We start from the raw sequence: 25,599 nt of genomic DNA on the forward strand, positions 1-25,599 counted from the left end.
GGTTCAGTCTTTTTCAACCGGCATCTGCAGTACGCGAACACGATCTTTCGCCTTTACGAATACCTGCTGATTCGGGTTTGTAGCTTTGGACTTCTTCGGACCACGGTAAGTCAGCACGATCGCCGCAATCATGCCAACAAGCAGGATAAGAGAGGCTAGTTCGAAGGGATAAACAAAATCCGTGAACATCAGCGCACCGATGCTCTTCGTGTTTGACACACCAGCCGGAACGATCGCGTCGGCGGCAGGAATCTGGAAGTACTTGCTACCAAGCACCAAACTCATTTCCAGAGCCATCAACAGACCGAGCAACGCGCCAAGAGGAAGATAATTCCAGAAGCCTTGCCGAATGCGATCCATATTGATGTCGAGCATCATCACGACGAACAGGAACAAAACCATAACCGCGCCAACATACACAAGGATGATGGCAATTGCCAAAAACTCCGCTTGCAACAACGCCCAGATGCCGCCGCAGGTAAAAAAGGCAAGAATCAGGTGCAATGCCGCATGTACCGGATTACGCGCAGTAATGACGCGCAGCCCCGCAAATACCAGAATCGCAGACAAAAAATAGAAAACCGAGGTTTGAAAATCCATCGCTAGCACCTGTTATCGGTAAGAAGCGTCAAGTTCGCGATCCTTGGCGATCTGCGCCTCGTAACGGTCACCATTGGCAAGCAGCATCTGCTTGGTGTAGTACAGATCACCGCGCTTTTCGCCGTGGTATTCGAAAACTCGCGTCTCAACGATTGCATCGACTGGACAAGCCTCTTCGCAGAATCCACAAAAAATACACTTGGTAAGATCTATGTCATAGCGAGTCGTACGGCGTGAACCATCATCACGCGGTTCGGCCTCAATCGTAATTGCAAGCGCAGGGCAAACCGCTTCGCAGAGTTTGCATGCAATACAGCGCTCCTCACCATTCGGATAGCGACGCAAGGCGTGCAATCCTCTAAAGCGGAAGCTCTGAGGCGTTTTTTCTTCCGGATATTGAACAGTGATCTTCCTGGCAAAGAAGTATTTACCGGTGACCGACATTCCCTTCAACAATTCCTTGAGGAAGAGGCTGTTGAAGATTTCCTTCATCGAACCCATTAGTCTCTCCTCACTTCCAGATATTCAAAGGCGACATCATCCAGACGCCGACGACAACCAGCCAAATCAAACAGATCGGCACGAAAACTTTCCAGCCCAGACGCATTAGCTGATCGTATCGGTAACGCGGGAATGTTGCCCGGAACCACAAAAACAGGAAGAGAATTGCTGACATCTTTGCAAAAAGCCAAAGAATGCCGTCAGGGAGGAATCCAACAGGAGACAACCAACCGCCCAAGAACATGATCGAGGTCAGAGCTGAGACCAGAATCATGTTGGCGTATTCTGCAAGGAAGAAAACAGCGAAGGCCATACCAGAATATTCGACGTGGAACCCTGCAACAATTTCTGATTCACCTTCGGCGACGTCGAATGGAGCACGGTTAGTTTCCGCCACTCCAGAAATCAGATAGACCAAGAACATAGGAAACAAAGGCAACCAATTCCAAGATAAAAAGCTCAGTCCCCAGCCTGCGAAAAGGCCTTTATCCTGAATATTGACAATCTCAACCAAGTTAAGGCTATTGGAGACCATCAGTACACAAATCAGAGAGAAGCCCATGGAAATTTCGTAGGACACCATCTGTGCAGCAGAACGCATTGCGCCAAGAAACGCGTATTTTGAGTTTGAAGCCCAACCAGACAGAATGATCCCGTACACGCCCATCGAGGTAATCGCCATTATGTACAGCAAGCTAGCGTCGATATTCGCCAACACCAGCGAATCCGTGAAGGGTACGACAGCCCAAGCAGCCAAGGCCGGGGCGATTGCAAGCATTGGCGCAATGAGGAAAATCCCTTTATTGGAACCGCTCGGTACAATAATTTCCTTCAGCAAGAGTTTCAAGCCATCAGCAATTGGCTGAATCAAGCCCCACGGACCAACCCTGTTAGGCCCAATTCGAACTTGCATGTAGCCAATGACCTTACGCTCGAAATAGGTCAGATAAGCAACTGACAGCATCATAGGTGCGACGATCAGGACGATCTTTATCAGCGTCCAGACAGCAGGCCAAGCACCGCCAAATAACCCAGTACCGAAATTCATTAGTGCGTCCATTTATGCACGCTCCACGGAAATCGAACCAAACATCTCGCCCAGCATCGAAGTACTCACATGCGCCGCAGCAACTCGAATACAACCCTTCGGCACATTATTGTCAGTTTTGGCAACGAGTAATGCCTCACCACTGCCCTGCTTGACACGAACCAAGACATTTTCGGAAATGCCAATTTGTGACAAAGTCTCTTCGCAGATACGGGCAGTCGGAGCGACAGCATCAGCAGTTTGTTGTAGCGCAGGGGCTCTACGGGCTATTGGATCAGCGAAGTTAATCGGCACATCGGCGATACGTTGCAAGCAATCACTATTAATTTCCCGAAGTGAAATGGCAACGCCACTCAACTCATTGCTCAAACCCGAAACGAATTCAACGCCCTTGCCTAGAACTTCGTCCCGAATTTCTTCGCTGGATGAGTACGCGAAACCATCCAGATTCAGCACATTTCCGAGCACACGTAGCAGCTTCCAAGCCGGTCGTGCATCACCCCGTGGCTTTGTCACGCCATTGAAACTCTGGACTCGCCCCTCTGTATTGATGAAAGTGCCTGACGTTTCCGTATAAGGAGAAATTGGAAGCATGACATCAGCGAACTCAAAGGCTGGTGCATGCTTGAAAGCGGACATATAGACTACCAGATTTGCCTGCTTCAACGCCCCTAGCGCCAATTGCGGATTAGTACAATCAAATTCTGGCTCTACGCCCATAAGAACGTAGGCCTTTCGCGGCTGCTCAAACATCTCGCGAGCATTTGCCCCTGACACTTGCTTGAGGGCGATGTGCCCCCCCACCGAATTGGCACCCTCACCCAAGAACCCGATGTTTGCGCCCGTCAGTTTACCCAGCTCCAAAGCTAGGGCATGCAATTGAACAGCATCAACGGACTGAGTAGCAACGTTGCCGAGGAGTACTGCACGTTTGTCGCCATCGACCAAGCTCTGCGCAATCTTATGGCTCGTCTCACAGACAACCACAGACTCAAGACCATCCCGAACCTTTGCGCCGGTGATCTCAGCCGCCGCCTTGACGACAGCGGCCAAGGCGAAAGCCAATTGATTCGGGGCCACAGTCAGCCTGGCGTGCAAGTTGATTAGCTGATCGTCACCAGCAACCGACAGCAACGTGACCTTGGTGAACTTCTTGGATGCCTGACGAAGACGCTGGGCAATCAGCGGATGATCCTTACGCAGGAATGAGCCCACCACCAAGACGCCATCAAGATCTTTAATCTCAGACAAACGCATGCCCATCCATGGAGCACCAGCTCGCTTCAAATCCGCAGAGAAATCATTCTGACGAGGACGGAAATCAACATTGCCACTACCGAGGCCTTTCATCACCTCACCGAGCAAAAAAAGCTCCTCAAGTGTTGAGCTTTGTGCTGCCAAGGCGGCTATCGCATTTCCACCGTGTTCGCGGGAAATATCTTTCAGACCATGCGCGACATAATCGATTGCGACATTCCAATCGACTTCCTTCCATTCACCACCCTGCTTAACCATGGGCTTTGTCAGACGCTCTTCGGAACTCAGCGCCTGATAGGAAAAACGCTCTTTGTCAGAGATCCAGCATTCGTTTACGTCTTCGTTTTCACGTGGCAGAACGCGCATTACGCTGTCGTGCTTAACCTGAACAACAAGGTTCGCCCCCACTGAGTCATGCGGACTAACGGACTTGCGTCGCTGCAATTCCCAAGAACGGGCGGTGTAGCGGAAAGGCTTGGAGGTCAAAGCCCCAACCGGACAAAGGTCGATCATATTGCCTGACAACTCGGAGTCAACCGTACGACCAACAAATGTCATGATCTCGGAGTGCATATTACGGTTACCCATGCCGAGCTCCATGACACCGGCAATTTCCTGACCGAAGCGAACACAACGGGTACAGTGGATGCAGCGGTTCATTTCCTCCATGCCTACCAGCGGGCCGACATCCTTATGGAAAACAACACGCTTTTCTTCCGAATAGCGACTTTTCATCGGACCATAGCCGACAGACATGTCCTGCAACTGGCACTCGCCCCCTTGATCGCAGATCGGGCAATCCAGCGGGTGATTAATGAGCAGAAACTCCATCACCCCTTTTTGTGCTTTGATAGCCAGTTCTGAGTGGGTAAAAACCTTCATACCGTTCGTCACCGGTGTAGCACAGGCCGGCAAGGGTTTCGGTGCCTTCTCTACCTGCACGAGACACATGCGGCAGTTGGCGGCAATCGAAAGTTTTTTGTGGTAACAGAAATGCGGAATATAAACACCCACTTGCTGCGCGGCATCCATCACCGTGCTGCCATCGGGCACTTGCGCTTTTTTGCCGTCGATTTCGATTTCTAGCATGTCGCTACCTTGTAGCCAGTTCTTTCGTTACAACCCGTAGCCTGTCAGGCCGGAATCTTGTGGAAGCCACTGCCCGCCCATTGAACATCCTTGGGAACCAGACATGTCTTGTTTTCAATGTGATACTCAAATTCCTTGCCGAAGTGCTTAATGAAGCTTTGCACCGGGAAGGCTGCCGCATCGCCCAATGCACAGATCGTGCGACCCGCAATATTACCAAGCACGCTGTTCAGCAAATCCAGATCTTCAGGTTTGCCAAGGCCATTTTCGATGCGATGCACAACCTTGTACATCCAAGAAGTACCCTCGCGACAAGGCGTACATTGACCGCAGGACTCTTCGTAATAGAAGAATGACAGTCGCTCCAGCGCCTTGACCATGCATACCGTTTCATCCATGACGATAACAGCACCAGACCCGAGCATTGAGCCACCTTTGCTGATGGAGTCATAGTCCATGGTGCAATCCATGATGACCTCACCAGGCATGACAGGGGCCGAAGAACCGCCAGGGATGACCGCCTTTAGCTTGCGCCCGCCACGCATCCCGCCACACATCTCCAGCAGGGTTGAAAACGGCGTGCCGAGTGGAATCTCGTAATTACCAGGGCGATTTACATGACCTGAAACAGAGAACAGCTTGGTACCACCGTTATTCGGCTTACCAAGGTTGAGGAACTCTTCACCGCCCATTTTCAAAATAAACGGAATGGCGGCGAACGTTTCTGTGTTGTTAATGGTTGTTGGCTTGCCATATAAACCAAAAGACGCCGGGAACGGCGGTTTGAAGCGCGGCTGGCCCTTTTTTCCTTCAATCGACTCGAGCAACGCGGTTTCTTCGCCACAAATGTATGCACCATAGCCGTGATGGGCAAACAATTCAAAATTGAATCCGGATCCCAGAATATTCTGACCGATGAATCCAGCGGCACGCGCTTGGTCAAGAGCCTCTTCAAAACGCTTGTATTCTTGCCAAACTTCGCCGTGAACATAGTTATAGCCGCGGTTCGCACCCATGGCATAGGCCGCGATCGCCATTCCCTCAATCACCGAATGCGGGTTAAAACGCATGATGTCGCGGTCTTTGAATGTACCGGGCTCACCTTCATCGGTATTGCAAACAACATATTTATCACCAGGGAAGGAGCGCGGCATGAAAGACCACTTCAATCCTGTCGGGAAGCCAGCGCCGCCACGACCGCGCAACACAGACTTCTTGACCTCACTGATGACGTCTTCTTGGGTCATCTTGCTTTCAAGAATACGCTTCAGCTGCGCATAACCACCGCGAGCAACATAGTCCTTCAGACTCCAGTTGTTGTCACCGTCAAGGCCTTCCATTAGAACGCCGTTTATCGAACCAAGCATAGCCATTATTTGCACTCCTCAAGCAGCTTGTCGATTTGCTCAGGGTGCATATGACTGCACATTGAACGATTATTGACGATGAAGACGGGCGCATCACCACACGCCCCCATGCACTCGCCCTCTTTCAATGTGAATTTTCCATCAGGCGTAGTTTCGCCGTACCCAACACCCAATTTTTTCTGGAGATACTCGCCTGCGTGGTAACCGCCAGACAGAGCACACGGCAGATTGGTACAGACGGTAATCTTGTACTTACCTATGGGCTTCAAGTCATACATGTTGTAAAACGAAGCCACTTCGTAGGCAGCAATCGGCGGCATACCAAGATAGTTGGCGACCGCTTCAATGGACTCAGGGGCCAACCAACCTTTTTCTTCTTGGGCATGAGCGAGACAAGCCATAGACGCAGACTGTTTCTGATCTGCGGGGTACTTGGCGACCTCGCGGGCAAACTTCTGGAGGGTTTCAGCGGAAAACATCAGCGGTCAATCTCGCCAAAAACAATATCTTGGGAACCGATAATCGTAACGACATCGGCGATCATGTGGCCTCTGGACATTTCGTCCAGACCTGCCAGGTGAACAAAGCCCGGAGCACGAATTTTCATTCGGTAAGGCTTGTTTGCACCATCTGAGACAAAGTAGATACCGAACTCACCCTTCGGATGCTCCACAGCTGCATAAGCTTCACCAGCCGGAACATGAATACCTTCGGTAAAGAGCTTGAAGTGGTGAATAAGCTCCTCCATATTGGTCTTCATGTTTTCACGTGGTGGCGGCGCGACCTTGTTGTTATCAGTGATCACCGGACCGGGATTCTTGCGCAGCCAAGCGATACATTGCTTGATTATATTGTTCGACTGGATCATTTCTTCCATACGAACCAAGTAGCGGTCATAGCTGTCACCATTTACACCAACCGGCACATCAAAATCCACTTTATCGTAGGCAGCATACGGCTGCTTCTTGCGCAGATCCCATGCGATACCCGAACCGCGCAGCATAGCGCCGGTAAAGCCCATCTGAAGGGCGCGCTCTGGCGACACAACGCCGACGTTGACCAGACGTTGCTTCCAAATCCGATTATCGGTAAGCAAGGTATGGTACTCGGCATGATATGTTGGGAAACGGATCGCAAAATCTTCGAGAAAATCAAGCAGCGAACCACCGCGATTTTCGTTTCTCTCAGCGGCTTTCTTGGCGTCAGTCCAAGTCGACTCCTGATACTGTGGCATCCTATCCGGAAGATCACGATAGACACCGCCCGGGCGATAGTAGGCGGCATGCATACGAGCTCCAGAAACCGCTTCGTACACATCCATCAAATCTTCACGTTCGCGGAACGTATAAAGCGCCATAGTCATGGCACCGACGTCAAGCGCGTGACAGCCAATCCACAGAAGATGATTAAGAATACGGGTCACTTCATCAAACATGACCCGAATGTACTTTCCGCGCTCCGGAACCTCAATGCCGAGCAACTTTTCAGTCGCAAGACAATAGGCATGCTCGTTACACATCATCGAGACGTAATCCAGACGATCCATATATGGTACAGACTGAACCCAAGTGCGGGTTTCAGCAAGCTTCTCAGTTGCTCGGTGCAGAAGACCGATATGCGGATCAGCCCGCTGGACCACTTCACCATCGAGCTCAAGCACCAGTCGCAAAACGCCGTGCGCTGCTGGGTGCTGCGGACCAAAGTTCAGTGTGAAATTTCGGATATCAGCCATGTGCCGGATCCCCGTAAGTATCTTCGCGCACAATGCGCGGGGTGTTTTCGCGAGGCTCGATGGTCACTGGTTGATAGATCACTCGCGCCTGATCAGGGTCATAGCGCATTTCAACATGACCGGAAATCGGGAAATCTTTGCGGAACGGGTGCCCGATAAAGCCATAATCGGTCAGAATGCGCCGTAGGTCATCGTGACCAACGAACGCAATACCATAGAGATCAAAAGCTTCGCGCTCAAACCAGTTAGCGCTGGCCCACACCCCGGCGATCGAAGCAACCGACGGAAAGCCCTCATCTTCGGCAAAAACCCGAACACGCAAACGCCAGTTATGTGCCACCGAGAGGAGATGGACGACGACAGCAAAACGCTCCCCCTGCCAAGCCCCATCGCCATACGCCGAATAATCGACACCACAGAGATCAACCATCTCTTCAAAACCGAAACCAGACTCATCGCGTAATGAAGTCATTACGCCAAGATAGTCAGCCGCGCCGACCTCGATGGTTACCTCACCCAGCGAGAGCCTCAAGGAATCTAATTTATCCCCAAAGAACTCTTGCAGGTTTTGACTAAGCGTTTCCAGCTTGGCAGACATATCAAATCAGCCTTGGCAATTAACGAGCGATGGTGTTAGTACGACGAATCTTGTTCTGTAGCTGAATGATCCCGTAGATCAAGGCCTCAGCAGTCGGGGGGCAACCCGGAACATAGATATCGACAGGAACGATGCGATCACAGCCGCGCACAACAGAATACGAATAATGGTAGTAGCCACCGCCATTGGCACAAGAACCCATGGATATAACCCAGCGAGGCTCAGCCATCTGATCATAAACCTTGCGCAAAGCCGGAGCCATCTTATTGGTCAAGGTGCCAGCAACAATCATTACATCAGACTGACGCGGACTGGGACGAAACACAACGCCAAATCTATCCAAGTCATAGCGAGAAACGCCAGCATGAATCATTTCCACCGCACAACACGCCAGACCAAACGTCATTGGCCACAGCGACCCAGTACGCATGTAATTGATCAGCTTATCAGCCGTGGTGGTGACAAAACCTTCCTGGAGAACGCCTTCAATAGCCATATGCGAACCCTATTCCCATTCCAGCGCGCCTTTGGCCCAGGCATAAACATAGCCAATGACCAGAATGGCAACAAATACAAGCATTTCGACAAAACCAAACAGCTTTATCGACTCTGTCGCAACAATGTCTTTAAAGATCGACGCCCATGGAAACAGGAACGCAATTTCCAGATCGAACAAAATAAAAAGAATTGCAATCAGATAAAACCGCACATCAAATTTCATGCGCGCATCTTCGAATGCCTCGAAACCACACTCGTAGGGAGAGAGCTTTTCCGGGTCCGGACGACTGGGGGCTAGAATAAAACCCATCGCAACAGGCAGAACGCCCACCGCAACCCCAACCAGAACGAACATCAGAATTGGAAAGTAGTTTTCCATTATCCGCCGCCAATATTCAGCTTCTTGTTCGAAACAGCGCACCTTACGGCCACTGCCCCCATGTCTTGGTGCCGACGGCGAGACTCGAACTCGCACAGCTTGCGCCACTACCCCCTCAAGATAGCGTGTCTACCAATTTCACCACGTCGGCACATCTTCTTGAACCCCTTGGCGAGGACTTATTACCAAGAGACTCGCAATACATTACTTCGGAATATCTTTTGCTTTCGAATCAGGAGCAGCCACCGCCCCTGAAGATTCACCACCCACCAATGCAGGCTGCGAAACAGGCTGCGATTGTAACGGTTCTTGCATCACACTGCCAGTCGTTTTTGGCTTACTGGATGCCACATATGCCAACGTAAGACTGGTCGCAAAAAACACCGCCGCAAGAACCCCCGTCGCACGACTAAGAAAGTTAGCAGATCCAGTCGCCCCAAAAAGACTACCCGAAGCACCACTACCAAATGCAGCCCCCATATCCGCCCCCTTGCCATGCTGCATCAGCACGAGCCCGATGATAGATATTGCCACAATGATATGCACAGTAAGGACAAGTGAGAAAAACCAGTTCATTTATCAGCCTATCAATTTGCCGCAAGGCAAATTTCCAAAAAATCGTCAGCAACCAAGGCAGCTCCGCCGATTAACCCGCCATCGATATCGGACTGCCCAAACAACTCCTGCGCATTCTGCGGCTTGACGCTACCGCCATAAACAATACGCAACTCATTCCCTATCGCCATATCCAAACCTGAAACCTGAGCACGTATAGCCACATGCACCTCTTGAACCTGCCCCGGGGATGCCGTCAATCCAGTGCCGATAGCCCAAACTGGCTCATATGCAATCACAGCCTTAGCCATTGCAGAAACACCATATTGCGAAAGAACTCCCGACAATTGCCTTGCAACCACGACACAGGTTTCGCCTGCTTGACGCTCAGCAAATGTTTCACCAACGCATAATACAGGCGTCAACCCAGCCGCTAGCGCAGCACCAAACTTTGCAGCAACCACCTCATCAGTTTCTCCGAAACACGTACGACGCTCCGAGTGCCCAACCAGCACATACCTACACCCAAAATCAAGAAGCATATATGCAGAAACCTCTCCGGTATATGCCCCAACAGGGTACTCACTAAGCGACTGCGCCCCCAAATTCACCGAGGAGCCATCAAGAATCGACTGAGCCTGCCCAAGGTATGGATAGGGTGGACACACCACCACATCACATGTCAGTTCAGATACTCCCGCCTTTATACGCTCAAGCAATACTGCGTTTTGCTGGTATGTGCCATTCATTTTCCAGTTACCGGCAATAAGCTTTCTACGCATGGGCTTGGCACTTCCTTTGGAGAAAACCTGAGGATTATAGCGACCTGTTGTTTTTTCGGTCAATACGATTCAACAAAGAAAGAGTCCTACTCTGCAACGCTCCGTACAACATTTGCCAGTTTTTCAGCGGCATTCCCTACTTCTACAGGGTCCTCGCCCTCAACCATTACTCTCAACAGCGGCTCCGTCCCCGATGCACGCAACAGAACCCTACCTCGCCCAGACAGATGCTCCTCCGTCGCCAACAAGGCCGCGACGATCGCAGGGTGATCCTTCCACGGGAACCCCCGGACCACAGGAATATTTATAAGCTTTTGCGGATAAAGAGTTAATCCGCCAAGCACCCCTTTTAAATCATCTCCCGTTTCGCGCAATCCAGCCAAAACTTGCAAAGCTGCGACGATGCCATCACCTGTGGTATGCCGGTCCATAGCGAGTATGTGTCCTGAATTTTCACCGCCATATAGCCAACCTTTTTCATTAAGCATCTCAACAACATATCGATCGCCAACAGCTGCACGAGCAAAGGGAATGTCGATTTTACCCAACGCATGCTCTAATGCGAGATTGCTCATCAAGGTACCAACCACACCCTTAACTTTAGCGGTGCGAGCACGGCTACGAACAATTGCATACAGAAGTTGATCGCCATCGTAGAGAGTTCCTTCTGCATCGACCATCTGAAGGCGATCTGCATCTCCATCGAGCGCAATCCCAAGATCAGCCTGATTGGCAATTACTGCCTCACATAAAGCCTTGGGTGCTGTAGCACCAACACCATCATTAATATTCAGGCCGTTTGGTTCAGCACCGATGGTAACAACATCTGCGCCTAACTCGTGGAATACGCTCGGTGCAATCTGGTACGCAGCCCCATGCGCACAATCGACGACTATCTTGAGACCGCGTAGATCGAGATCATTCGGGAACGTGCTTTTGCAGAATTCTATGTAGCGCCCACGAGCATCTTCAATTCGGCGAACCCTGCCGAGATCGGCCGGAGCGGCGCATTGCATTGGCTGATCTATACCATCTTCGATGGCACGCTCAACGTGATCTGGCAGTTTTGTACCTTGCGCAGAAAAAAATTTAATCCCATTATCGTAATACGGGTTGTGTGATGCAGAAATAACGATCCCTGCCTGTAAACGCAAGGCACGCGTAAGGTAAGCGACCGCTGGCGTAGGCAGCGGTCCAACCAAAATGACCTCAACACCTGCAGCAGAAAATCCCGCCTCCAAGGCAGACTCGAGCATGTAACCGGACAAGCGTGTGTCCTTACCGATTAGCACCGCAGGACGCTCACCTACCGGCATAGTGTGCTGATCCAGCAAGGCCTTGCCGGCAGAATAGCCCAGGCGCATCACAAAATCCGGGGTAATAGGAGACTGACCAACTCGCCCTCGAACCCCATCCGTACCAAAGTATTTTCTGCTCATATTTGACTCCCCTGTTGTATTGCCAACCAGACTGCCAACGCATCTCTGGTCGCCGCAACATCATGCACACGTACAATTTTGGCACCTTTTTGCACCGCAATCAGCGCAGCGGCCACACTGGCTGCCATTCGCTGACCTACTGGATTGCCAGTTATGGTACCTAGCATCGCTTTTCTTGAAACACCAACGAGGACAGGCAGCCCAACCGAACATATCTCGGACAACGCGCGAAAGAGCGCCAAATTATGCTCAAGCATCTTTCCAAAGCCGAATCCCGGATCAACCACGAGACGATCATTGCTAACACCTGCCAACTGACATCGTTCAACCGCAGCAGTCAAAAAGGAGTTTACTTCGGCAACCACATAGCCGTAGTCCGGCCTTTCTTGCATCGTCCCTGGCTTACCTTGCATATGCATGACACAGACCGCGCAATCGCTACTCGCGATAGCAGCCAATGCTCCTTGGTTTGTCATACCCGTAATGTCGTTGATCATCGCCGCTCCAGACTCGAGCGCAGCGCGCATAACCGCTGGCTTGTAGGTATCAACAGAAACAGGAACTCCCCAGCATGTTATTTCCTTGAGAACGGGCAACAAACGTTGCAACTCATCCTTCTCTGAAGTCGGAATCGCTCCCGGTCGAGACGATTCTGCCCCGATATCCAGAATATCGGCGCCGGCTTCGAACTGCTGACGTGCATGCGCTATGGCACGATCAATATTACCAACTACCCCGTCACCTGAGAATGAGTCCGGCGTGAGGTTCACGACCCCCATTATCAGAGGCCTTGCCAGCGAGAGATGAAAAGCTCCACAACGCAGTGTATTCATAGACCAGAAAGAAAAAAGCCGGGAGAAAGCTCCCGGCTAATTTAAAGTTCAAAAATCAGGCCGTCGCAGCAGCTGTTGGCTCTGACCCAGGCGTATCGCTGGGATTGCTCGTACTCGTCGTCGACTGCGATGGCTTCGGCTGCCGTGGCGGCTTGCCAGCCATGATATCGTTGATCTGCTCTGCGTCGATGGTTTCCCATTCAAGCAGCGCCTTGGTCATCGCTTCAACCTTATCGCGATTTTCGTCAAGCAGTTTGCGAGCAAGCGCGTATTGCTCATCGATAATCCGACGTATTTCGGCATCCACCTTCTGCATCGTCGCCTCAGAAACGTTCTTATGCTGAGTGACAGAGCGGCCAAGGAATACCTCGCCTTCGTTCTCACCATAAACCATCACACCAAGATCCGACATGCCGTAGCGCGTGACCATATCGCGCGCCATGGCTGTTGCACGCTCGAAATCGTTAGACGCGCCGGTGGTCATCTGATTCATGAATAGCTCTTCGGCTATACGGCCACCGAACAATACTGCGATACGACTCATCAGGTACTCGCGATCATAAGCATAGCGATCCTGCTCCGGCAATTGCATGGTCAAACCCAGAGCTCGGCCACGCGGGATAATCGTCACCTTATGAACTGGATCTGACTTCGGTACAAGCTTGGCAACCACCGCATGACCAGACTCATGGTAGGCAGTGTTCCTTTTTTCTTCCTCGGTCATGACCATGCTACGGCGCTCTGCGCCCATCATGATCTTGTCTTTGGCCATCTCGAAGTCATCCATGTCAACCAAGCGCTTGTTACGGCGAGCAGCGAACAGAGCAGCCTCATTAACCAGATTGGCCAGATCGGCGCCCGAAAAGCCGGGTGTGCCGCGGGCGATAACGTCAGCCTTGACGTCGCCTGCAATCGGCACCTTTCGCATGTGCACTTTTAGAATCTCTTCGCGACCACGAATATCTGGCAACGGGACGACCACTTGGCGATCAAAACGTCCTGGACGCAGCAATGCCGGATCAAGAATATCAGGACGATTGGTTGCAGCGATAACGATGATACCTGTATGCCCTTCGAATCCATCCATTTCGACCAGCAACTGGTTCAGCGTCTGCTCACGCTCATCGTTGCCACCACCCAAACCGGCGCCACGATGACGGCCAACCGCATCAATTTCATCAATGAAGATGATGCATGGGGCGTGTTTCTTGGCATTTTCGAACATGTCACGGACACGAGCAGCACCCACGCCAACAAACATTTCGACGAAGTCAGAACCCGAAATACTGAAGAACGGGACCTTCGCCTCACCGGCGATAGCCTTGGCAAGCAGCGTCTTGCCAGTACCGGGATTGCCAACCATCAGCACGCCCTTCGGGATTCGCCCACCAAGTTTCTGGAATTTTGAAGGATCGCGCAGGAAATCAACGATCTCTTGAACCTCCTCCTTGGCTTCATCACAACCGGCAACATCAGCGAAGGTCACAATATTTTGTGCCTCCTCCGTCATCCTGGCGCGCGACTTACCGAAGGAAAATGCCCCACCCTTGCCCCCCCCTTGCATCTGGCGCATGAAGAAGACCCAAACGCCGATCAGCAATAGCATTGGGAACCAGCTGACGAACAGATTCATCAGGAAAGATGGCTCCTCTTCAGGCCGCGCCTCGATCTTGACACCATTCTTGAGAAGATCGGAAACCAGCCAAAGATCAGGCGGCGCATAGGAAGTAATGCGCTTTCCTTCGCTCGTCGTCGCCTTCAGCGTTCGGCCTTCCATAACCACCTTGGAAATCCGCCCAGCCTTCACCTCGTCGATGAACTGAGAGTATTCGACAGCACCGGTCGCAACCTGGCGATTGTTAAACTGATTAAATACAGTCATCAGGACCAAGCCAATGACCAGCCAGATTGCGAGGTTTTTGAACATGTTGTTCAAGCTTGCTCTCCTTCTACAACGCCGAGCGATAAAAATACCATTCTAAACAAAAGTCTTAGCGCAATGTACGTCCGAGCAAATAAAGCTCGGCACTACGATCGCGAGAAGCATCCGGTTTCCGCACCACGACAGTTTTGAATGTTTCACGCATCTGGCGCAGAAATGTTTCGTAATCCGTTCCTTGAAACACTTTGACCAGAAAAGCGCCCTCCAGTTTCAAGTGAGCCTTGGAAAACTCCAGCCCCAATTCTGCCAGGTGCATAACGCGCGCCTGATCGACCAGAGGAACCCCTGACATATTGGGGGCCATATCCGACATTACAAGCCCCACGCGACGATCACCCAATTGTTTTTCCAATTGTTCCAGCACGTCGTCCTCGCGGAAATCACCCTGAATGAAGTGAACGTTGTGAATCGGATCCATTTCGAGCAAGTCAAGCGCAAGCACCATTCCAGCATCGCCGACACGCTTGGAAGCCACCTGGGACCAGCCACCGGGCGTTGCACCAAGGTCGACTACCACCTCACCACGCTTCAGCAGTTTGTCCTTGTCGTCGATCTCGAGCAGCTTGAAAGCAGCGCGAGAACGCCAGCCTTCCTTCTTGGCAAGCTGGACGTACGTATCATTCACATGCTCGCGCATCCAAGCTTTGCTGGTTCTGGTTCTTTTCATTCGGTAAAATGCCGTTTTTGAAAGGTTTACTATGCTGCAAATATCATCAGCCCAACGCAGGGAACTCCGCGCCAAGGCCCACGACCTGAATCCTGTCGTCTCGATTGCCGAGAACGGCCTAACCGAAGGCGTTCTCAAGGAAATCGAAACCAATCTTAACGCCCACGAACTGATCAAAATTCGCGTTTATGGTGACAGCCGCGAAAATCGGCTGGCTTATTATGAGCAGATCTGCACCCAGTTGGGCGCAGCCCCCGTTCAGCACATCGGCAAGCTGCTGGTGATTTTTCGACCAATGCCCGCTGAGATTGCTGCGGTCAACGCGAAAAAAGCCCCAAAAACGAGACGTCCGATTCCGGCTGCACCACGTAAAAGCAAGCGCGCCTTCCAGGGCTGATCACTTCAATCCGCGGCCATTCCACACTACAAGCCACACTCCCAGCAAACTCTGTACGAGATAGAGAATGCTGGAGATTCCGTGCCACGTAGCAAAACGGTCGCGAAAAACACTTTCCATAACCTCGCGCGGCAGTGCATCAGCCTTCAGCTGAGCCATCAGCGGCAGAATGCCAAACTGGCTGGCCGTCGCCATCAGCGCCATCACCAACACTAGCCAGAATATGGCGCTTTTGAAAATCCGCCCACCCCAACGCGAAAGCAGAAAAACAAAAAGGTATGCGGCACAACCAAGTCCGATCCAACCAATTAGTGCGAACAGCTTTCCAGCCACCATGCCGGCAAGTTGCCTGTCGCCAAGACTTGCAAACAACACCGGTGCCGCCAGATAACCGACGGCCCACATGCCCCCCACCCACAAAGTGATGGCCACAAGATAAAAAGCCTCGGAGAAGCGCCGCACGACTTTATTCGTAGCGAACGTCGATCACTTCGTACTCGCGGATGCCGCCTGGCGCTTGGACCTGCGCGATATCCCCGGCGAACTTGCCGATCAGCGCCCGGGCAATCGGGGAGTTAACCGAAATTTTGCCACCCTTGATGTCGGCTTCGTCCTCGCCAACGATCTGGTAGGTCACTGCATCACCGGTATCTTGATCCTCAAGATCCAGTGTCGCACCAAATACGCAGCGACCATCAGCATCGAGTAGCTTCGGATCGATAATTTGGGCATGTGACAGCTTGCCCTCGACTTCCTGAATACGCCCTTCGATGAAGCCTTGGCGCTCCTTGGCTGCATCGTATTCTGCATTCTCTGAAAGATCGCCATGTGCTCGCGCTTCGGCAATGGCACCGATCACCCACGGACGATCAACCGTCTTCAGACGATGCAGTTCTTCGCGCAACTTTTCAGCGCCCTTAACGGTCAGTGGAACTTTGCTCATATCATATCCAGCAAAAGCAAAACCGCCGGCGCCCAAGGGCTACCCGGCGGTTTCAGGTTTGTTTCAGTGTAGTTGGGTGTGCAAGGCCTGTATCGGATATACCACCAACTCACCCAAATTACGAATCCCTTCGGCCGCAGCCTCGGCACCCCAGATAGTCGTGTACATCGTGACACGAGCCTGCAGGCCAGATGTACGAATATTGCGCGAATCGTTTACCGCTTGGCGTTTCTCTTCAACGGTGTTGATAATCAACGAAATTTCGTTGTTTTTTATCATATCAACAATGTGCGGCCGACCTTCAGTAAATTTATTGACCGTCTGTACCGGCAAGCCTGCCGCCTCAATGGCGTGCGCCGTTCCGCGCGTGGCAACCAGTTGAAAGCCTGCTTCAAGCAAATGACGAGCTATCTCTATCGCCTTGGCCTTGTCACTATCCTTGACTGACATGAAAACCTTGCCAGAGACAGGGAGTTTGACACTGGCGGCCAACTGGGATTTTACGAACGCCTCGGCAAAGGTCACACCAACGCCCATAACCTCCCCCGTCGACTTCATTTCTGGGCCAAGAATGGTATCAACGCCCGGGAACTTGACGAAGGGAAAGACAGCCTCCTTGACAGAGAAATACGGAGGAATCACTTCCTTGGTAATTCCCTGATCTTTCAGACTGCGCCCTGCCATGCAGCGCGCCGCAATCTTGGCCAGCTGCAAACCGGTCGCCTTGGAAACAAACGGGACGGTACGCGAGGCGCGCGGGTTTACTTCGAGAACGTAAACATCTTCGTCCTTGATAGCAAACTGCACATTCATCAGGCCACAAACATTCAGCGCCTTGGCCATCAATTTGGTCTGACGACGCAACTCTTCCTGCACAAGCTTGCCCAGCGAATACGGTGGCAACGAACAAGCAGAGTCTCCGGAATGAACTCCGGCCTGTTCAATGTGCTCCATAACGCCACCGATAATTACCTCATCACCATCGGACAGCGCATCGACATCACATTCAACTGCATCATTCAGAAAACGGTCAAGCAGCACAGGTGAATCATGCGAAACCTTGACTGCTTCGCGCATGTAGCGCTCCAGATCCTTCTGCTCATGAACGATTTCCATCGCCCGACCACCCAACACATAGGACGGACGAACCACTAGCGGGTAACCAATTTCCTGCGCCAGCCGCAGCGCATCCTCTTCAGTACGCGCCGTGCGATTCGGTGGCTGCTTGAGTCCCAGGTCATGTAACAATTTCTGGAAGCGTTCACGGTCCTCAGCAATGTCGATGGACTCCGGGCTGGTACCGATGATCGGCACGCCGTTGGCTTCCAGTGCCAGCGCCAATTTCAACGGGGTCTGGCCACCGTACTGGACGATGACGCCGACCGGTTTCTCGATGGCGACGATTTCCAGCACATCCTCCAGGGTCAGCGGCTCGAAGTACAGGCGATCAGAGGTATCGTAGTCGGTGGAAACGGTCTCAGGATTGCAATTGACCATAATGGTTTCATAGCCATCCTCACGCATCGCCATCGCGGCATGAACGCAGCAATAGTCGAATTCAATACCCTGACCGATACGGTTCGGGCCACCGCCCAGAACCATGATCTTCTTGTTACTGGTCGGGTTGGCCTCACATTCATCCTCGTAAGTCGAGTACATGTAGGCCGTATCAGTCGAAAACTCGGCAGCGCAAGTATCCACTCGCTTATAAACCGGGCGGACACCCAGTTCATGACGACGGTTGCGGAAGTCGGTTTCACTCGTCTTGAGCAGGTAAGCCAGACGACGGTCGGCGAAACCCTTGCGCTTCAGGTAACGCAGCTCTTCCGCGGTCAACGAGGAAAATTCGCGTTTTTCCAAAGCCAGTTCGAGATCGACAATTTCCTTGATCTGTACAAGGAACCACGGATCAATCTTGGTCAGTTCGAACACACGTTCAACCGACATGCCAATCCCAAAAGCGTCAGCGACGTACCACAGGCGATCCGGAGTTGGACGAGCCAGCTGTTCGTCGATCGTTGCCGGATCAACCGTTTTCAGGTTAAAGCCGTCAACACCGACCTCTAGGCCGCGCAAAGCTTTTTGCAGAGACTCCTGGAACGTACGGCCGATAGCCATCACCTCACCAACCGACTTCATCTGCGTGGTCAGCGTGTCATCCGCTTGCGGGAATTTCTCGAAGGCAAAACGCGGCACCTTAGTAACGACGTAGTCGATCGAAGGCTCAAACGACGCCGGTGTCTTGCCGCCGGTAATGTCGTTGGACAACTCGTCCAGCGTATAGCCAACCGACAACTTGGCGGCAATCTTGGCAATCGGAAAACCGGTGGCTTTGGAAGCCAGCGCCGAAGAACGCGAAACACGCGGATTCATCTCGATGACGATCATCCGACCGTCTTTAGGATTGATCGAGAACTGGACGTTGGAGCCGCCTGTATCAACACCAATCTCGCGCAGCACGGCGATCGAGGCATTTCGCAGGATCTGGTATTCCTTGTCGGTCAGCGTCTGAGCCGGGGCGACGGTGATCGAGTCACCGGTGTGCACGCCCATCGGATCGAGGTTTTCGATCGAACAGATGATGATGCAGTTGTCCGCCTTGTCACGGACCACTTCCATCTCATATTCCTTCCAGCCGAGCAGCGATTCCTCAATCAGCAACTCGTTGGTTGGCGAAGCCTCGAGACCGCGCTTGCAGATGGTCTCGAACTCTTCCATGTTGTAAGCAATACCGCCACCTGTACCGCCCAGTGTGAAGGACGGACGAATAATGGTCGGGAAGCCAATGGCCGCCTGCACCTGGTAGGCCTCTTCCATGCTGTGCGCGGTTGCAGAGCGGGCAGAACCGAGACCAATCTTGGTCATCGCATCCTTGAACTTCTGGCGATCCTCGGCCTTGTCGATAGCCTCCTTGGACGCGCCGATCAACTCGACATTGAACTTGGCAAGCACACCTTCGCGGTCAAGATCGAGCGCGCAGTTCAGGGCAGTCTGCCCCCCCATGGTCGGCAACAAGGCATCCGGGCGTTCCATCTCGATGATCTTGGCAACCACCTGCCAGGTGATCGGCTCGATGTAGGTCACATCTGCCATCTCCGGATCAGTCATGATGGTCGCCGGATTGGAATTAACCAGGATGACCCTGTAACCCTCTTCGCGCAGGGCCTTGCAGGCCTGGGCGCCGGAGTAGTCGAATTCGCAGGCTTGACCGATGATGATCGGGCCGGCACCAATAATCAAAACACTTTTTATGTCTGTACGTTTCGGCATTTCTTTACTCTCGCCTTGTCAGGCTTTGTTCAGCGCCGCGACACCACGCGTCATGGTGTCGAGGAAGCGGTCAAACAGGTAGGCAACATCGTGCGGACCAGGACTGGCTTCCGGGTGTCCCTGGAAGGAGAAGGCTGGCACATCGGTGCGGGCAATACCCTGCAACGAGCCATCAAACAGCGACACATGGGTCACACGCAGGTTTTTCGGCAACGACTCCGCGTCGACCGCAAAACCGTGGTTCTGGCTGGTGATCAGCACCTGTCCGGTATCCATGTCCTTAACCGGGTGGTTGGCCCCGTGGTGACCGAACTTCATCTTCAGCGTCTTGGCACCGGAAGCGAGGGCCAGCAACTGGTGGCCAAGACAGATACCGAAAGTCGGAATACCGCGATCAAGAAATTCACGAATGGCGGCAATGGCATAATCGCACGGCTCCGGATCACCCGGCCCATTCGACAGGAAAACGCCATCCGGCTTCATGGCCAGCACTTCGGCAGCTGGCGTCTGGGCCGGCACAACGGTCAGCTTGACGCCGCGCTGAGCCAGCATGCGCAGAATATTTTTCTTGACGCCGAAATCATAGGCAACCACATGAAAGCGCGGCGCAGGACCCTGGACATAACCCTTCAGCGTCCACTCACCTTCGGTCCAAGCATAGCTTTCCTTGGCAGAAACCACTTTGGCCAAATCCATGCCATTCAAACCCGGGAATGCCCGAGCCATGGCCAATGCCTTGGACACATCACCCTCTCCGGCCAGAATGCAACCTGCCTGGGCGCCTTTTTCCCGCAGAATGCGGGTCAGCTTGCGCGTATCAATGCCGGCAATGGCAACAATACCGTGCTTTTTCAGGTAGAACGACAGGTCTTCCTGAGTACGCCAGTTCGACGCAAGCAGCGGCAGGTCACGAATAACCAGACCGGCAGCATAATTCGCATTGGATTCAAAATCCTCGGCATTGCAACCCGTGTTGCCAATATGAGGATAGGTCAGCGTGACGATCTGACGGCAATAGGATGGATCGGTGAGGATTTCCTGATAGCCAGACATGGCAGTGTTGAACACTACCTCACCGCTGGTAACGCCATCTGCGCCGATGGATTGGCCCTTGAAAACCGTTCCGTCGGCGAGGGCGAGAATGGCGGGTATAAATGAGGGCAACAACGACACGACCGGCTCTCCTAGAATTTCTAATTATTCATGTGCCGAGCGGGAAGGCTTGCGCCTCCCCGCTCGTGCTTTTTAACCTTTCTATTCTAGCCGAAAAGCACCTTTTCAGGCAAATTCAAGGGATTACACGAGTCTCAACGTAGCGCTCAAGATCCGGTTTGATCTGAGACATTTCATCGACAAGCGCGGCATAGAGCCGTACGCAGTTTGGCCAGTCGACGTTTGCGTTGGCCATGGCCGCCAACTCAATTTCCATCGCGCGACGTCTGGACTTTTCGGCATGAAACATGGCCAGCAGGCTCTTGACGGTATGCGCATGCATCCGCACTTCGTGTGAATTACTGCTTTCAATCGCACTCTTGAGGCGATCAAGATGGGTATCCCATTCGTTCAGGAACATGCCGGTCATCGTGGCGAACAATTCTGGCTCACCAATATCCCGAAGCGCAGCGGCGAGATCCAGCTGCCCACCCATCTGAATAGGTGCCACACCGAAGATGATTGACTCTTCGCCCCCGCCACCACCACGCGCTCGCTCCAGCGCCGAAAATAATTCGGCTGGACGCAGTGGTTTGGCCACGTAGTCGTTCATCCCCGCTTCCAGGCAACGGTCTCGATCACTGGCCATGACGTTGGCTGTCATGGCAATAATATAAACAGGGCGAAGCTCATGGGAGACGACCCAACTGCGTCGCATTTCGCGAGAACGGATCGCTTCAGTTGCTTCGATGCCGCCCATGACGGGCATCTGCATATCCATCAAAATGACGTCGAAATGTCCGCTATCGAACAAATCAACGGCTTCCGCACCATTGTTGGCAAGCGTTACCTGATGCGAGCGACGTTCGAGCAAACGGGTCGCCAGCTCCTGATTGACCGGATTATCTTCGACCAATAGAATTTTTAGCGCCGCGCCCTGATCGGAAGAAGCATCCAGATCGATCTGGGCGAGTAAAAATTCGCCCTGCCCCGCCCCCCCCGGCCCCTCGGCCAACGCCAGTGCATCCACCAAATCAGCGCCCCCCACCGGTTTGACGAGGTGTGCAGAAACACCGATTTCGCGCAAACGATTGAGGTCATGGCGCTGGTTTTCAGTGGTCAGCATCATCAATAGCTTTTCCACTCGACCGGATTTTTGCCAGGTTTCCGCCAGGGCAAACCCCGCCGGTGAGTCCATATTCGCATCAACGATGACATAATCATATGGGAAATCAACCGCACGACTTTGGTCGATCGCAGCAAGCGCCGCCGTCGCATCAGAAGACAGGGACGCCTGAATGCCAAGACGTTCCAGAAGCTCAACCAGATAACGACCGACAGTTGGATTGTCATCAATGATCAGGGCGCGCCGACCGCCAAATCGGGAGCCCGGCGCCAGCGCCTGGGTTTGCATGAACACGGATGGCTCAACACCAAATCGACCGGTGAATGAGAAGACTGATCCCCGCCCAAAGGTACTTTCGAGAGAAATTTTGCCATCCATCAACTGCACCAGCCTCGCGCTGATGGCAAGTCCAAGGCCCGTGCCGCCAAAGCGACGCGTCGTCGAGACATCAGCCTGGGAAAACGCCTCAAAAATTGCTTGCTGCTTATCCGGTGGCACGCCAATACCGGTATCACGGACGGCAAAGCGCAAATACGCCGAGCGCTCGGTCACCTGGTCAACAGTGACCTCCAGCACCACTTCGCCTTGCTCCGTAAATTTGATGGCATTCCCGATCAAATTGATGATCACCTGGCGCAAGCGCGTCGGGTCGCCCACGATGCGCAATGGCACATCCGGCTTAACGTCCGCTACCAGCTCAAGGCCCTTCTTGTGGGCGCTAACCGCAAGCACCCGAACGGCTTCCAGCACCGTATCCTGAATCGAAAAGGCAAGGGACTCGAATTCCATCTTGCCTGCCTCGATTTTTGAAAAATCGAGAATGTCATTGACGATGGTCAGCAGCGCTTCAGCCGAAGACTTCACCGTTTTCAGGTAATGGCGCTGCTCGGCATCCAGCTGAGTATCCAGCGCCAGCTCCGTCATCCCGATGATGCCGTTCATTGGCGTGCGGATTTCATGGCTCATATTGGCGAGAAAGGCGCCGCGCGCCTTGTTGGCGGCTTCGGCCGCCTCTTTCGCAGAAATCAGCGCTGCCTCAGCTGCCATGACCTCACTGATATCGCGCTGCAAAACCAGCATGCGAACCGGCTTTCCGTCAGCTTCTCGTGCCGCTATGGCACCGCGCAGCAGAAACCAGCGCCACTGGCCATCTCGTGCCTTGAAGCGGCATTCCGCCTGAAAAAATGGATCCTGACTCTGCACGTGCGCTGTGATCCGCGACTGAAGCAGGCGCAGATCGTCCGGATGCACCATACGCTCCCACTGGCTGATCGAATTGTCGAAATCACCTTCGGTAAATCCGAGCATTTCCTTCCACTGACGACCGGTTTCGATCGTGCCGGCGCGGAGATTCCAGTCAGCCAGGACATCACCCGACAATTTTGAATGCCAGGCACTCAGATTGAGCCCGGCGTAAGCACGGTATGTCGAATCGACGACACCGATCAACTGATCAACGCCGTCTGCCAAACCATGCTGCTGGCCGGCGCGCGCCTGCTCAATCAATTGCCGGAAGCGGGGCTCACCCTCCCCGCCGAAGACTTCCTGAAGCTGTTTCGCGAGCAGCCGGGATTTCATCAAGTTAGCGTAGGCCGAGGACGTCCTGCATGTCAAACAAACCGTTCTTGCGCCCCGCCGTGAAGCATGCAGCGCGCAGACTGCCGAGGGCGTAAGGCATGCGGCTGCTAGCCTTGTGTGTTATTTCGACACGTTCGCCGATACCGCAGAACATGACCGTATGGTCGCCAACAATATCGCCGCCACGCACGGTGGCAAAGCCAATCGTCGATGGATCACGTTCGCCGGTAACGCCTTCGCGCCCATACACTGCGCACTCTTCAATATCTCGTCCAAGCGCGGCAGCGACCACCTCACCCATGCGCAGCGCCGTACCCGACGGCGCATCCACTTTCCGGCGATGGTGGGCTTCGACCACTTCGATGTCATAGCCCTGATTCAAAATGCGTGCCGCGGTGTCGAGCAACTTGAAGACAAGATTGACGCCCACTGCCATGTTAGGCGCGAAAACGACAGGAATATCGCTGGCTGCCGCCGCTATGGCCGCCTTGCCGTCAGCATCGAAACCCGTAGTACCGATCACCATGGCTACGCCGGCAACGCGACACATCTCGAGATGAAGCAGCGTACCTTCCGGCCGCGTGAAATCGATCAGGCAATCGATATTTTTCAAGCCGGCGGCAACGTCCTCGGTGACGAGCACATCACAGGACATGCCGACCAATTCACCGGCAGTTTTCCCGACGAACGGGCTGCCCGATACTTCGAAGGCGGCGCCGAGCGCCAGCTGGTCATCCTTCAGCGTTGCTTCGATCAACATGCGACCCATGCGGCCGCCCGCCCCTACCACGCCAATACGAGTTGCGCTCATTCTCTAAAATCCCAACATGTTCATTAAACGACGGAAAAGACCCGGCGGTTCGCGCGGCGGCAGCGGCTTGTCGGCAGCTTCATCGGATAGTGTGCCAAGATCGATAAGACGACTCTTGTTAACCGGCGCATTCAATTCGCCGGGATCGGCTACGGCGGTATCTCCGTCAACCCGCTGCAATTTGCCGTCCGCATCGAAAAACACCGTTAACTTGCGCGAATCAACTTTGCCAGTCTTCCCGTCCTTGTAGCGATATACATAATCCCAACGCTGCTGGTGAAAAATATCGGTCACGAGCGGCGTGCCAAGCAGAAAGCGGACTTGATCACGCGTCTGCCCCGGCTTGAGCTGGGCAACCAATTCCTGAGTCAGGACGTTACCTTGCTGGACATCGATCTTGTATTCATTGATAAAGCCTGGCTTGTAGGAACAAGCGGCAATCAGCGCGCAGGAAGCGGCTACGAGCAATAGACGGGAACGGCGCATTCAGGTTTCCGGAGTTTTTCAATCGGCTTTGAAGCGGTATATCATACCCGAAATCAGCATTTCGCCTGATCGAACAATTTCTGGAACTTTCCTGATGAGCGATCCGCAAAGCCTTAAGAATATGGGGCTGAAAGCCACCTTTCCCCGCCTGAAGATTCTTGAGCTTTTCGAAAAGAGCACCTTGCGCCACATGACGGCGGAGGATGTCTACAAAATGCTGATTGCGGAAAACATGGACATTGGTCTGGCCACCGTCTATCGCGTCCTCACCCAGTTCGAACAGGCCGGCCTGCTGGAGCGCCACTTCTTCGAGTCCGGCAAGGCAGTTTTCGAAATCAATCACGGCAAGCATCACGACCACCTGGTCTGCATCAATTGCAGCCGTGTCGAAGAGTTTTACGACCCCGAAATCGAAAAACGGCAGAACGCCATCGCCGAGGAGCGCGGCTTTGCCATTCAGGATCACGCGCTCTATCTCTACGTGCAATGCACCAAGACCGAATGCCCGCACCGCAACGCCGCCAACGTAAAATCCTGAGCCGCTGAATT

The 25,599-nt window shown here is 53.1% G+C and carries 25 protein-coding genes and 1 tRNA gene; 2 read left to right on the top strand and 24 right to left on the bottom strand.

Features of this window, described 5'->3' with window-relative positions:
- Window positions 1-3 precede the first annotated feature (3 nt).
- The 17 genes from IPJ12_04610 to rlmE all read right to left on the bottom strand — a co-directional run bounded on the left by IPJ12_04610 (window position 4) and on the right by rlmE (window position 15,287).
- The gene (locus tag IPJ12_04610; protein MBK7646450.1) at window positions 4-600 is read right to left on the bottom strand and encodes an NADH-quinone oxidoreductase subunit J; all 597 of its coding nucleotides are present in this window, start codon (window positions 598-600) and stop codon (window positions 4-6) included.
- 12 nt (window positions 601-612) lie between these two features.
- On the bottom strand, window positions 613-1,101 hold the full coding sequence (gene nuoI / locus IPJ12_04615; protein MBK7646451.1) for an NADH-quinone oxidoreductase subunit NuoI: 489 nt from the start codon (window positions 1,099-1,101) through the stop codon (window positions 613-615).
- Window positions 1,102-1,111: 10 nt separating this feature from the next.
- Window positions 1,112-2,161 carry an NADH-quinone oxidoreductase subunit NuoH gene (gene nuoH / locus IPJ12_04620; GenBank protein MBK7646452.1) on the bottom strand — a complete coding sequence of 350 codons (1,050 nt, stop codon included), beginning with the start codon at window positions 2,159-2,161 and terminating at the stop codon, window positions 1,112-1,114.
- Window positions 2,162-4,495, bottom strand: a complete 2,334-nt coding sequence (locus IPJ12_04625; GenBank protein MBK7646453.1) for an NADH-quinone oxidoreductase subunit G — start codon at window positions 4,493-4,495, stop codon at window positions 2,162-2,164.
- A 44-nt stretch (window positions 4,496-4,539) separates the two neighbouring features.
- Entirely contained in the window at window positions 4,540-5,868 is a 1,329-nt protein-coding gene (gene nuoF, locus IPJ12_04630; protein MBK7646454.1) for an NADH-quinone oxidoreductase subunit NuoF, read from the bottom strand.
- Window positions 5,868-6,341, bottom strand: coding sequence for an NADH-quinone oxidoreductase subunit NuoE (nuoE, locus tag IPJ12_04635; protein ID MBK7646455.1), 474 nt, complete (start codon window positions 6,339-6,341; stop codon window positions 5,868-5,870). Before nuoE ends, nuoF begins: the two co-directional genes overlap by 1 nt.
- Entirely contained in the window at window positions 6,341-7,594 is a 1,254-nt protein-coding gene (locus IPJ12_04640; protein MBK7646456.1) for an NADH-quinone oxidoreductase subunit D, read from the bottom strand. The genes nuoE and IPJ12_04640 overlap by 1 nt, the downstream gene beginning before the upstream one ends.
- Window positions 7,587-8,192 carry an NADH-quinone oxidoreductase subunit C gene (locus tag IPJ12_04645; protein MBK7646457.1) on the bottom strand — a complete coding sequence of 202 codons (606 nt, stop codon included), beginning with the start codon at window positions 8,190-8,192 and terminating at the stop codon, window positions 7,587-7,589. Before IPJ12_04645 ends, IPJ12_04640 begins: the two co-directional genes overlap by 8 nt.
- 19 nt (window positions 8,193-8,211) lie before the next feature.
- Window positions 8,212-8,688 carry an NADH-quinone oxidoreductase subunit B gene (locus IPJ12_04650; protein MBK7646458.1) on the bottom strand — a complete coding sequence of 159 codons (477 nt, stop codon included), beginning with the start codon at window positions 8,686-8,688 and terminating at the stop codon, window positions 8,212-8,214.
- A gap of 9 nt (window positions 8,689-8,697) precedes the next feature.
- On the bottom strand, window positions 8,698-9,072 hold the full coding sequence (gene ndhC, locus IPJ12_04655; protein MBK7646459.1) for an NADH-quinone oxidoreductase subunit A: 375 nt from the start codon (window positions 9,070-9,072) through the stop codon (window positions 8,698-8,700).
- 63 nt (window positions 9,073-9,135) lie between these two features.
- Window positions 9,136-9,220 (bottom strand) — tRNA-Leu (locus tag IPJ12_04660).
- 53 nt (window positions 9,221-9,273) lie between these two features.
- On the bottom strand, window positions 9,274-9,645 hold the full coding sequence (secG, locus tag IPJ12_04665) for a preprotein translocase subunit SecG (protein ID MBK7646460.1): 372 nt from the start codon (window positions 9,643-9,645) through the stop codon (window positions 9,274-9,276).
- An 11-nt stretch (window positions 9,646-9,656) separates the two neighbouring features.
- Window positions 9,657-10,406 carry a triose-phosphate isomerase gene (locus IPJ12_04670; protein MBK7646461.1) on the bottom strand — a complete coding sequence of 250 codons (750 nt, stop codon included), beginning with the start codon at window positions 10,404-10,406 and terminating at the stop codon, window positions 9,657-9,659.
- 86 nt (window positions 10,407-10,492) lie between these two features.
- Window positions 10,493-11,845 carry a phosphoglucosamine mutase gene (gene glmM, locus IPJ12_04675; protein MBK7646462.1) on the bottom strand — a complete coding sequence of 451 codons (1,353 nt, stop codon included), beginning with the start codon at window positions 11,843-11,845 and terminating at the stop codon, window positions 10,493-10,495.
- Window positions 11,842-12,678: a dihydropteroate synthase gene (gene folP, locus IPJ12_04680; GenBank protein MBK7646463.1), complete on the bottom strand. Its 837-nt coding sequence runs from the start codon at window positions 12,676-12,678 to the stop codon at window positions 11,842-11,844. The genes glmM and folP overlap by 4 nt, the downstream gene beginning before the upstream one ends.
- Before the next feature lie 55 nt (window positions 12,679-12,733).
- Window positions 12,734-14,605 (bottom strand): ATP-dependent zinc metalloprotease FtsH, encoded by a 1,872-nt coding sequence (ftsH, locus tag IPJ12_04685; GenBank protein ID MBK7646464.1) that lies wholly within the window; start codon window positions 14,603-14,605, stop codon window positions 12,734-12,736.
- Window positions 14,606-14,669: 64 nt separating this feature from the next.
- Entirely contained in the window at window positions 14,670-15,287 is a 618-nt protein-coding gene (gene rlmE, locus IPJ12_04690; protein MBK7646465.1) for a 23S rRNA (uridine(2552)-2'-O)-methyltransferase RlmE, read from the bottom strand.
- A gap of 31 nt (window positions 15,288-15,318) precedes the next feature.
- Here rlmE and yhbY point away from each other — a divergent pair, with 31 nt between their 5' ends.
- Complete coding sequence (gene yhbY, locus IPJ12_04695) at window positions 15,319-15,684, top strand: ribosome assembly RNA-binding protein YhbY (protein MBK7646466.1); 366 nt, start codon at window positions 15,319-15,321, stop codon at window positions 15,682-15,684.
- On the opposite strand, the gene IPJ12_04700 is transcribed toward yhbY, so the two are convergent.
- The 7 genes from IPJ12_04700 to IPJ12_04730 all read right to left on the bottom strand — a co-directional run bounded on the left by IPJ12_04700 (window position 15,685) and on the right by IPJ12_04730 (window position 25,050).
- Window positions 15,685-16,146, bottom strand: a complete 462-nt coding sequence (locus IPJ12_04700) for a DUF4149 domain-containing protein (protein ID MBK7646467.1) — start codon at window positions 16,144-16,146, stop codon at window positions 15,685-15,687.
- A gap of 4 nt (window positions 16,147-16,150) precedes the next feature.
- Window positions 16,151-16,627: a transcription elongation factor GreA gene (gene greA / locus IPJ12_04705; protein MBK7646468.1), complete on the bottom strand. Its 477-nt coding sequence runs from the start codon at window positions 16,625-16,627 to the stop codon at window positions 16,151-16,153.
- A gap of 63 nt (window positions 16,628-16,690) precedes the next feature.
- Complete coding sequence (carB, locus tag IPJ12_04710; protein MBK7646469.1) at window positions 16,691-19,897, bottom strand: carbamoyl-phosphate synthase large subunit; 3,207 nt, start codon at window positions 19,895-19,897, stop codon at window positions 16,691-16,693.
- Window positions 19,898-19,915: 18 nt separating this feature from the next.
- Window positions 19,916-21,064 carry a glutamine-hydrolyzing carbamoyl-phosphate synthase small subunit gene (gene carA, locus IPJ12_04715; GenBank protein MBK7646470.1) on the bottom strand — a complete coding sequence of 383 codons (1,149 nt, stop codon included), beginning with the start codon at window positions 21,062-21,064 and terminating at the stop codon, window positions 19,916-19,918.
- Window positions 21,065-21,185: 121 nt separating this feature from the next.
- Window positions 21,186-23,753, bottom strand: coding sequence for a response regulator (locus IPJ12_04720; protein MBK7646471.1), 2,568 nt, complete (start codon window positions 23,751-23,753; stop codon window positions 21,186-21,188).
- Window positions 23,754-23,757: 4 nt separating this feature from the next.
- Window positions 23,758-24,564: a 4-hydroxy-tetrahydrodipicolinate reductase gene (gene dapB, locus IPJ12_04725; protein ID MBK7646472.1), complete on the bottom strand. Its 807-nt coding sequence runs from the start codon at window positions 24,562-24,564 to the stop codon at window positions 23,758-23,760.
- 3 nt (window positions 24,565-24,567) lie between these two features.
- Window positions 24,568-25,050 carry an outer membrane protein assembly factor BamE gene (locus tag IPJ12_04730; GenBank protein MBK7646473.1) on the bottom strand — a complete coding sequence of 161 codons (483 nt, stop codon included), beginning with the start codon at window positions 25,048-25,050 and terminating at the stop codon, window positions 24,568-24,570.
- Between the two features lie 94 nt (window positions 25,051-25,144).
- Here IPJ12_04730 and fur point away from each other — a divergent pair, with 94 nt between their 5' ends.
- A complete protein-coding gene (gene fur, locus IPJ12_04735) occupies window positions 25,145-25,588 on the top strand; it encodes a ferric iron uptake transcriptional regulator (GenBank protein ID MBK7646474.1) in 444 nt (147 codons plus the stop codon).
- Window positions 25,589-25,599: the final 11 nt, after the last annotated feature.

The sequence above is a fragment of the Betaproteobacteria bacterium genome, from assembly GCA_016709965.1.
In the GTDB taxonomy this organism is placed as follows: Bacteria; Pseudomonadota; Gammaproteobacteria; order Burkholderiales; family Rhodocyclaceae; genus Azonexus; species Azonexus amarohabitans.

What these genes read in the sequence shown, in the direction of transcription:
- IPJ12_04610 (MBK7646450.1), bottom strand. Translation starts at nt 600, where the DNA reads ATGGATTTTCAAACCTCGGTTTTCTATTTTTTGTCTGCGATTCTGGTA.
- nuoI (MBK7646451.1), bottom strand. Translation starts at nt 1,101, where the DNA reads ATGGGTTCGATGAAGGAAATCTTCAACAGCCTCTTCCTCAAGGAATTG.
- nuoH (MBK7646452.1), bottom strand. Translation starts at nt 2,161, where the DNA reads ATGGACGCACTAATGAATTTCGGTACTGGGTTATTTGGCGGTGCTTGG.
- IPJ12_04625 (MBK7646453.1), bottom strand. Translation starts at nt 4,495, where the DNA reads ATGCTAGAAATCGAAATCGACGGCAAAAAAGCGCAAGTGCCCGATGGC.
- nuoF (MBK7646454.1), bottom strand. Translation starts at nt 5,868, where the DNA reads ATGGCTATGCTTGGTTCGATAAACGGCGTTCTAATGGAAGGCCTTGAC.
- nuoE (MBK7646455.1), bottom strand. Translation starts at nt 6,341, where the DNA reads ATGTTTTCCGCTGAAACCCTCCAGAAGTTTGCCCGCGAGGTCGCCAAG.
- IPJ12_04640 (MBK7646456.1), bottom strand. Translation starts at nt 7,594, where the DNA reads ATGGCTGATATCCGAAATTTCACACTGAACTTTGGTCCGCAGCACCCA.
- IPJ12_04645 (MBK7646457.1), bottom strand. Translation starts at nt 8,192, where the DNA reads ATGTCTGCCAAGCTGGAAACGCTTAGTCAAAACCTGCAAGAGTTCTTT.
- IPJ12_04650 (MBK7646458.1), bottom strand. Translation starts at nt 8,688, where the DNA reads ATGGCTATTGAAGGCGTTCTCCAGGAAGGTTTTGTCACCACCACGGCT.
- secG (MBK7646460.1), bottom strand. Translation starts at nt 9,645, where the DNA reads ATGAACTGGTTTTTCTCACTTGTCCTTACTGTGCATATCATTGTGGCA.
- IPJ12_04670 (MBK7646461.1), bottom strand. Translation starts at nt 10,406, where the DNA reads ATGCGTAGAAAGCTTATTGCCGGTAACTGGAAAATGAATGGCACATAC.
- glmM (MBK7646462.1), bottom strand. Translation starts at nt 11,845, where the DNA reads ATGAGCAGAAAATACTTTGGTACGGATGGGGTTCGAGGGCGAGTTGGT.
- folP (MBK7646463.1), bottom strand. Translation starts at nt 12,678, where the DNA reads ATGAATACACTGCGTTGTGGAGCTTTTCATCTCTCGCTGGCAAGGCCT.
- ftsH (MBK7646464.1), bottom strand. Translation starts at nt 14,605, where the DNA reads ATGTTCAAAAACCTCGCAATCTGGCTGGTCATTGGCTTGGTCCTGATG.
- rlmE (MBK7646465.1), bottom strand. Translation starts at nt 15,287, where the DNA reads ATGAAAAGAACCAGAACCAGCAAAGCTTGGATGCGCGAGCATGTGAAT.
- yhbY (MBK7646466.1), top strand. Translation starts at nt 15,319, where the DNA reads ATGCTGCAAATATCATCAGCCCAACGCAGGGAACTCCGCGCCAAGGCC.
- greA (MBK7646468.1), bottom strand. Translation starts at nt 16,627, where the DNA reads ATGAGCAAAGTTCCACTGACCGTTAAGGGCGCTGAAAAGTTGCGCGAA.
- carB (MBK7646469.1), bottom strand. Translation starts at nt 19,897, where the DNA reads ATGCCGAAACGTACAGACATAAAAAGTGTTTTGATTATTGGTGCCGGC.
- IPJ12_04720 (MBK7646471.1), bottom strand. Translation starts at nt 23,753, where the DNA reads ATGAAATCCCGGCTGCTCGCGAAACAGCTTCAGGAAGTCTTCGGCGGG.
- dapB (MBK7646472.1), bottom strand. Translation starts at nt 24,564, where the DNA reads ATGAGCGCAACTCGTATTGGCGTGGTAGGGGCGGGCGGCCGCATGGGT.
- IPJ12_04730 (MBK7646473.1), bottom strand. Translation starts at nt 25,050, where the DNA reads ATGCGCCGTTCCCGTCTATTGCTCGTAGCCGCTTCCTGCGCGCTGATT.
- fur (MBK7646474.1), top strand. Translation starts at nt 25,145, where the DNA reads ATGAGCGATCCGCAAAGCCTTAAGAATATGGGGCTGAAAGCCACCTTT.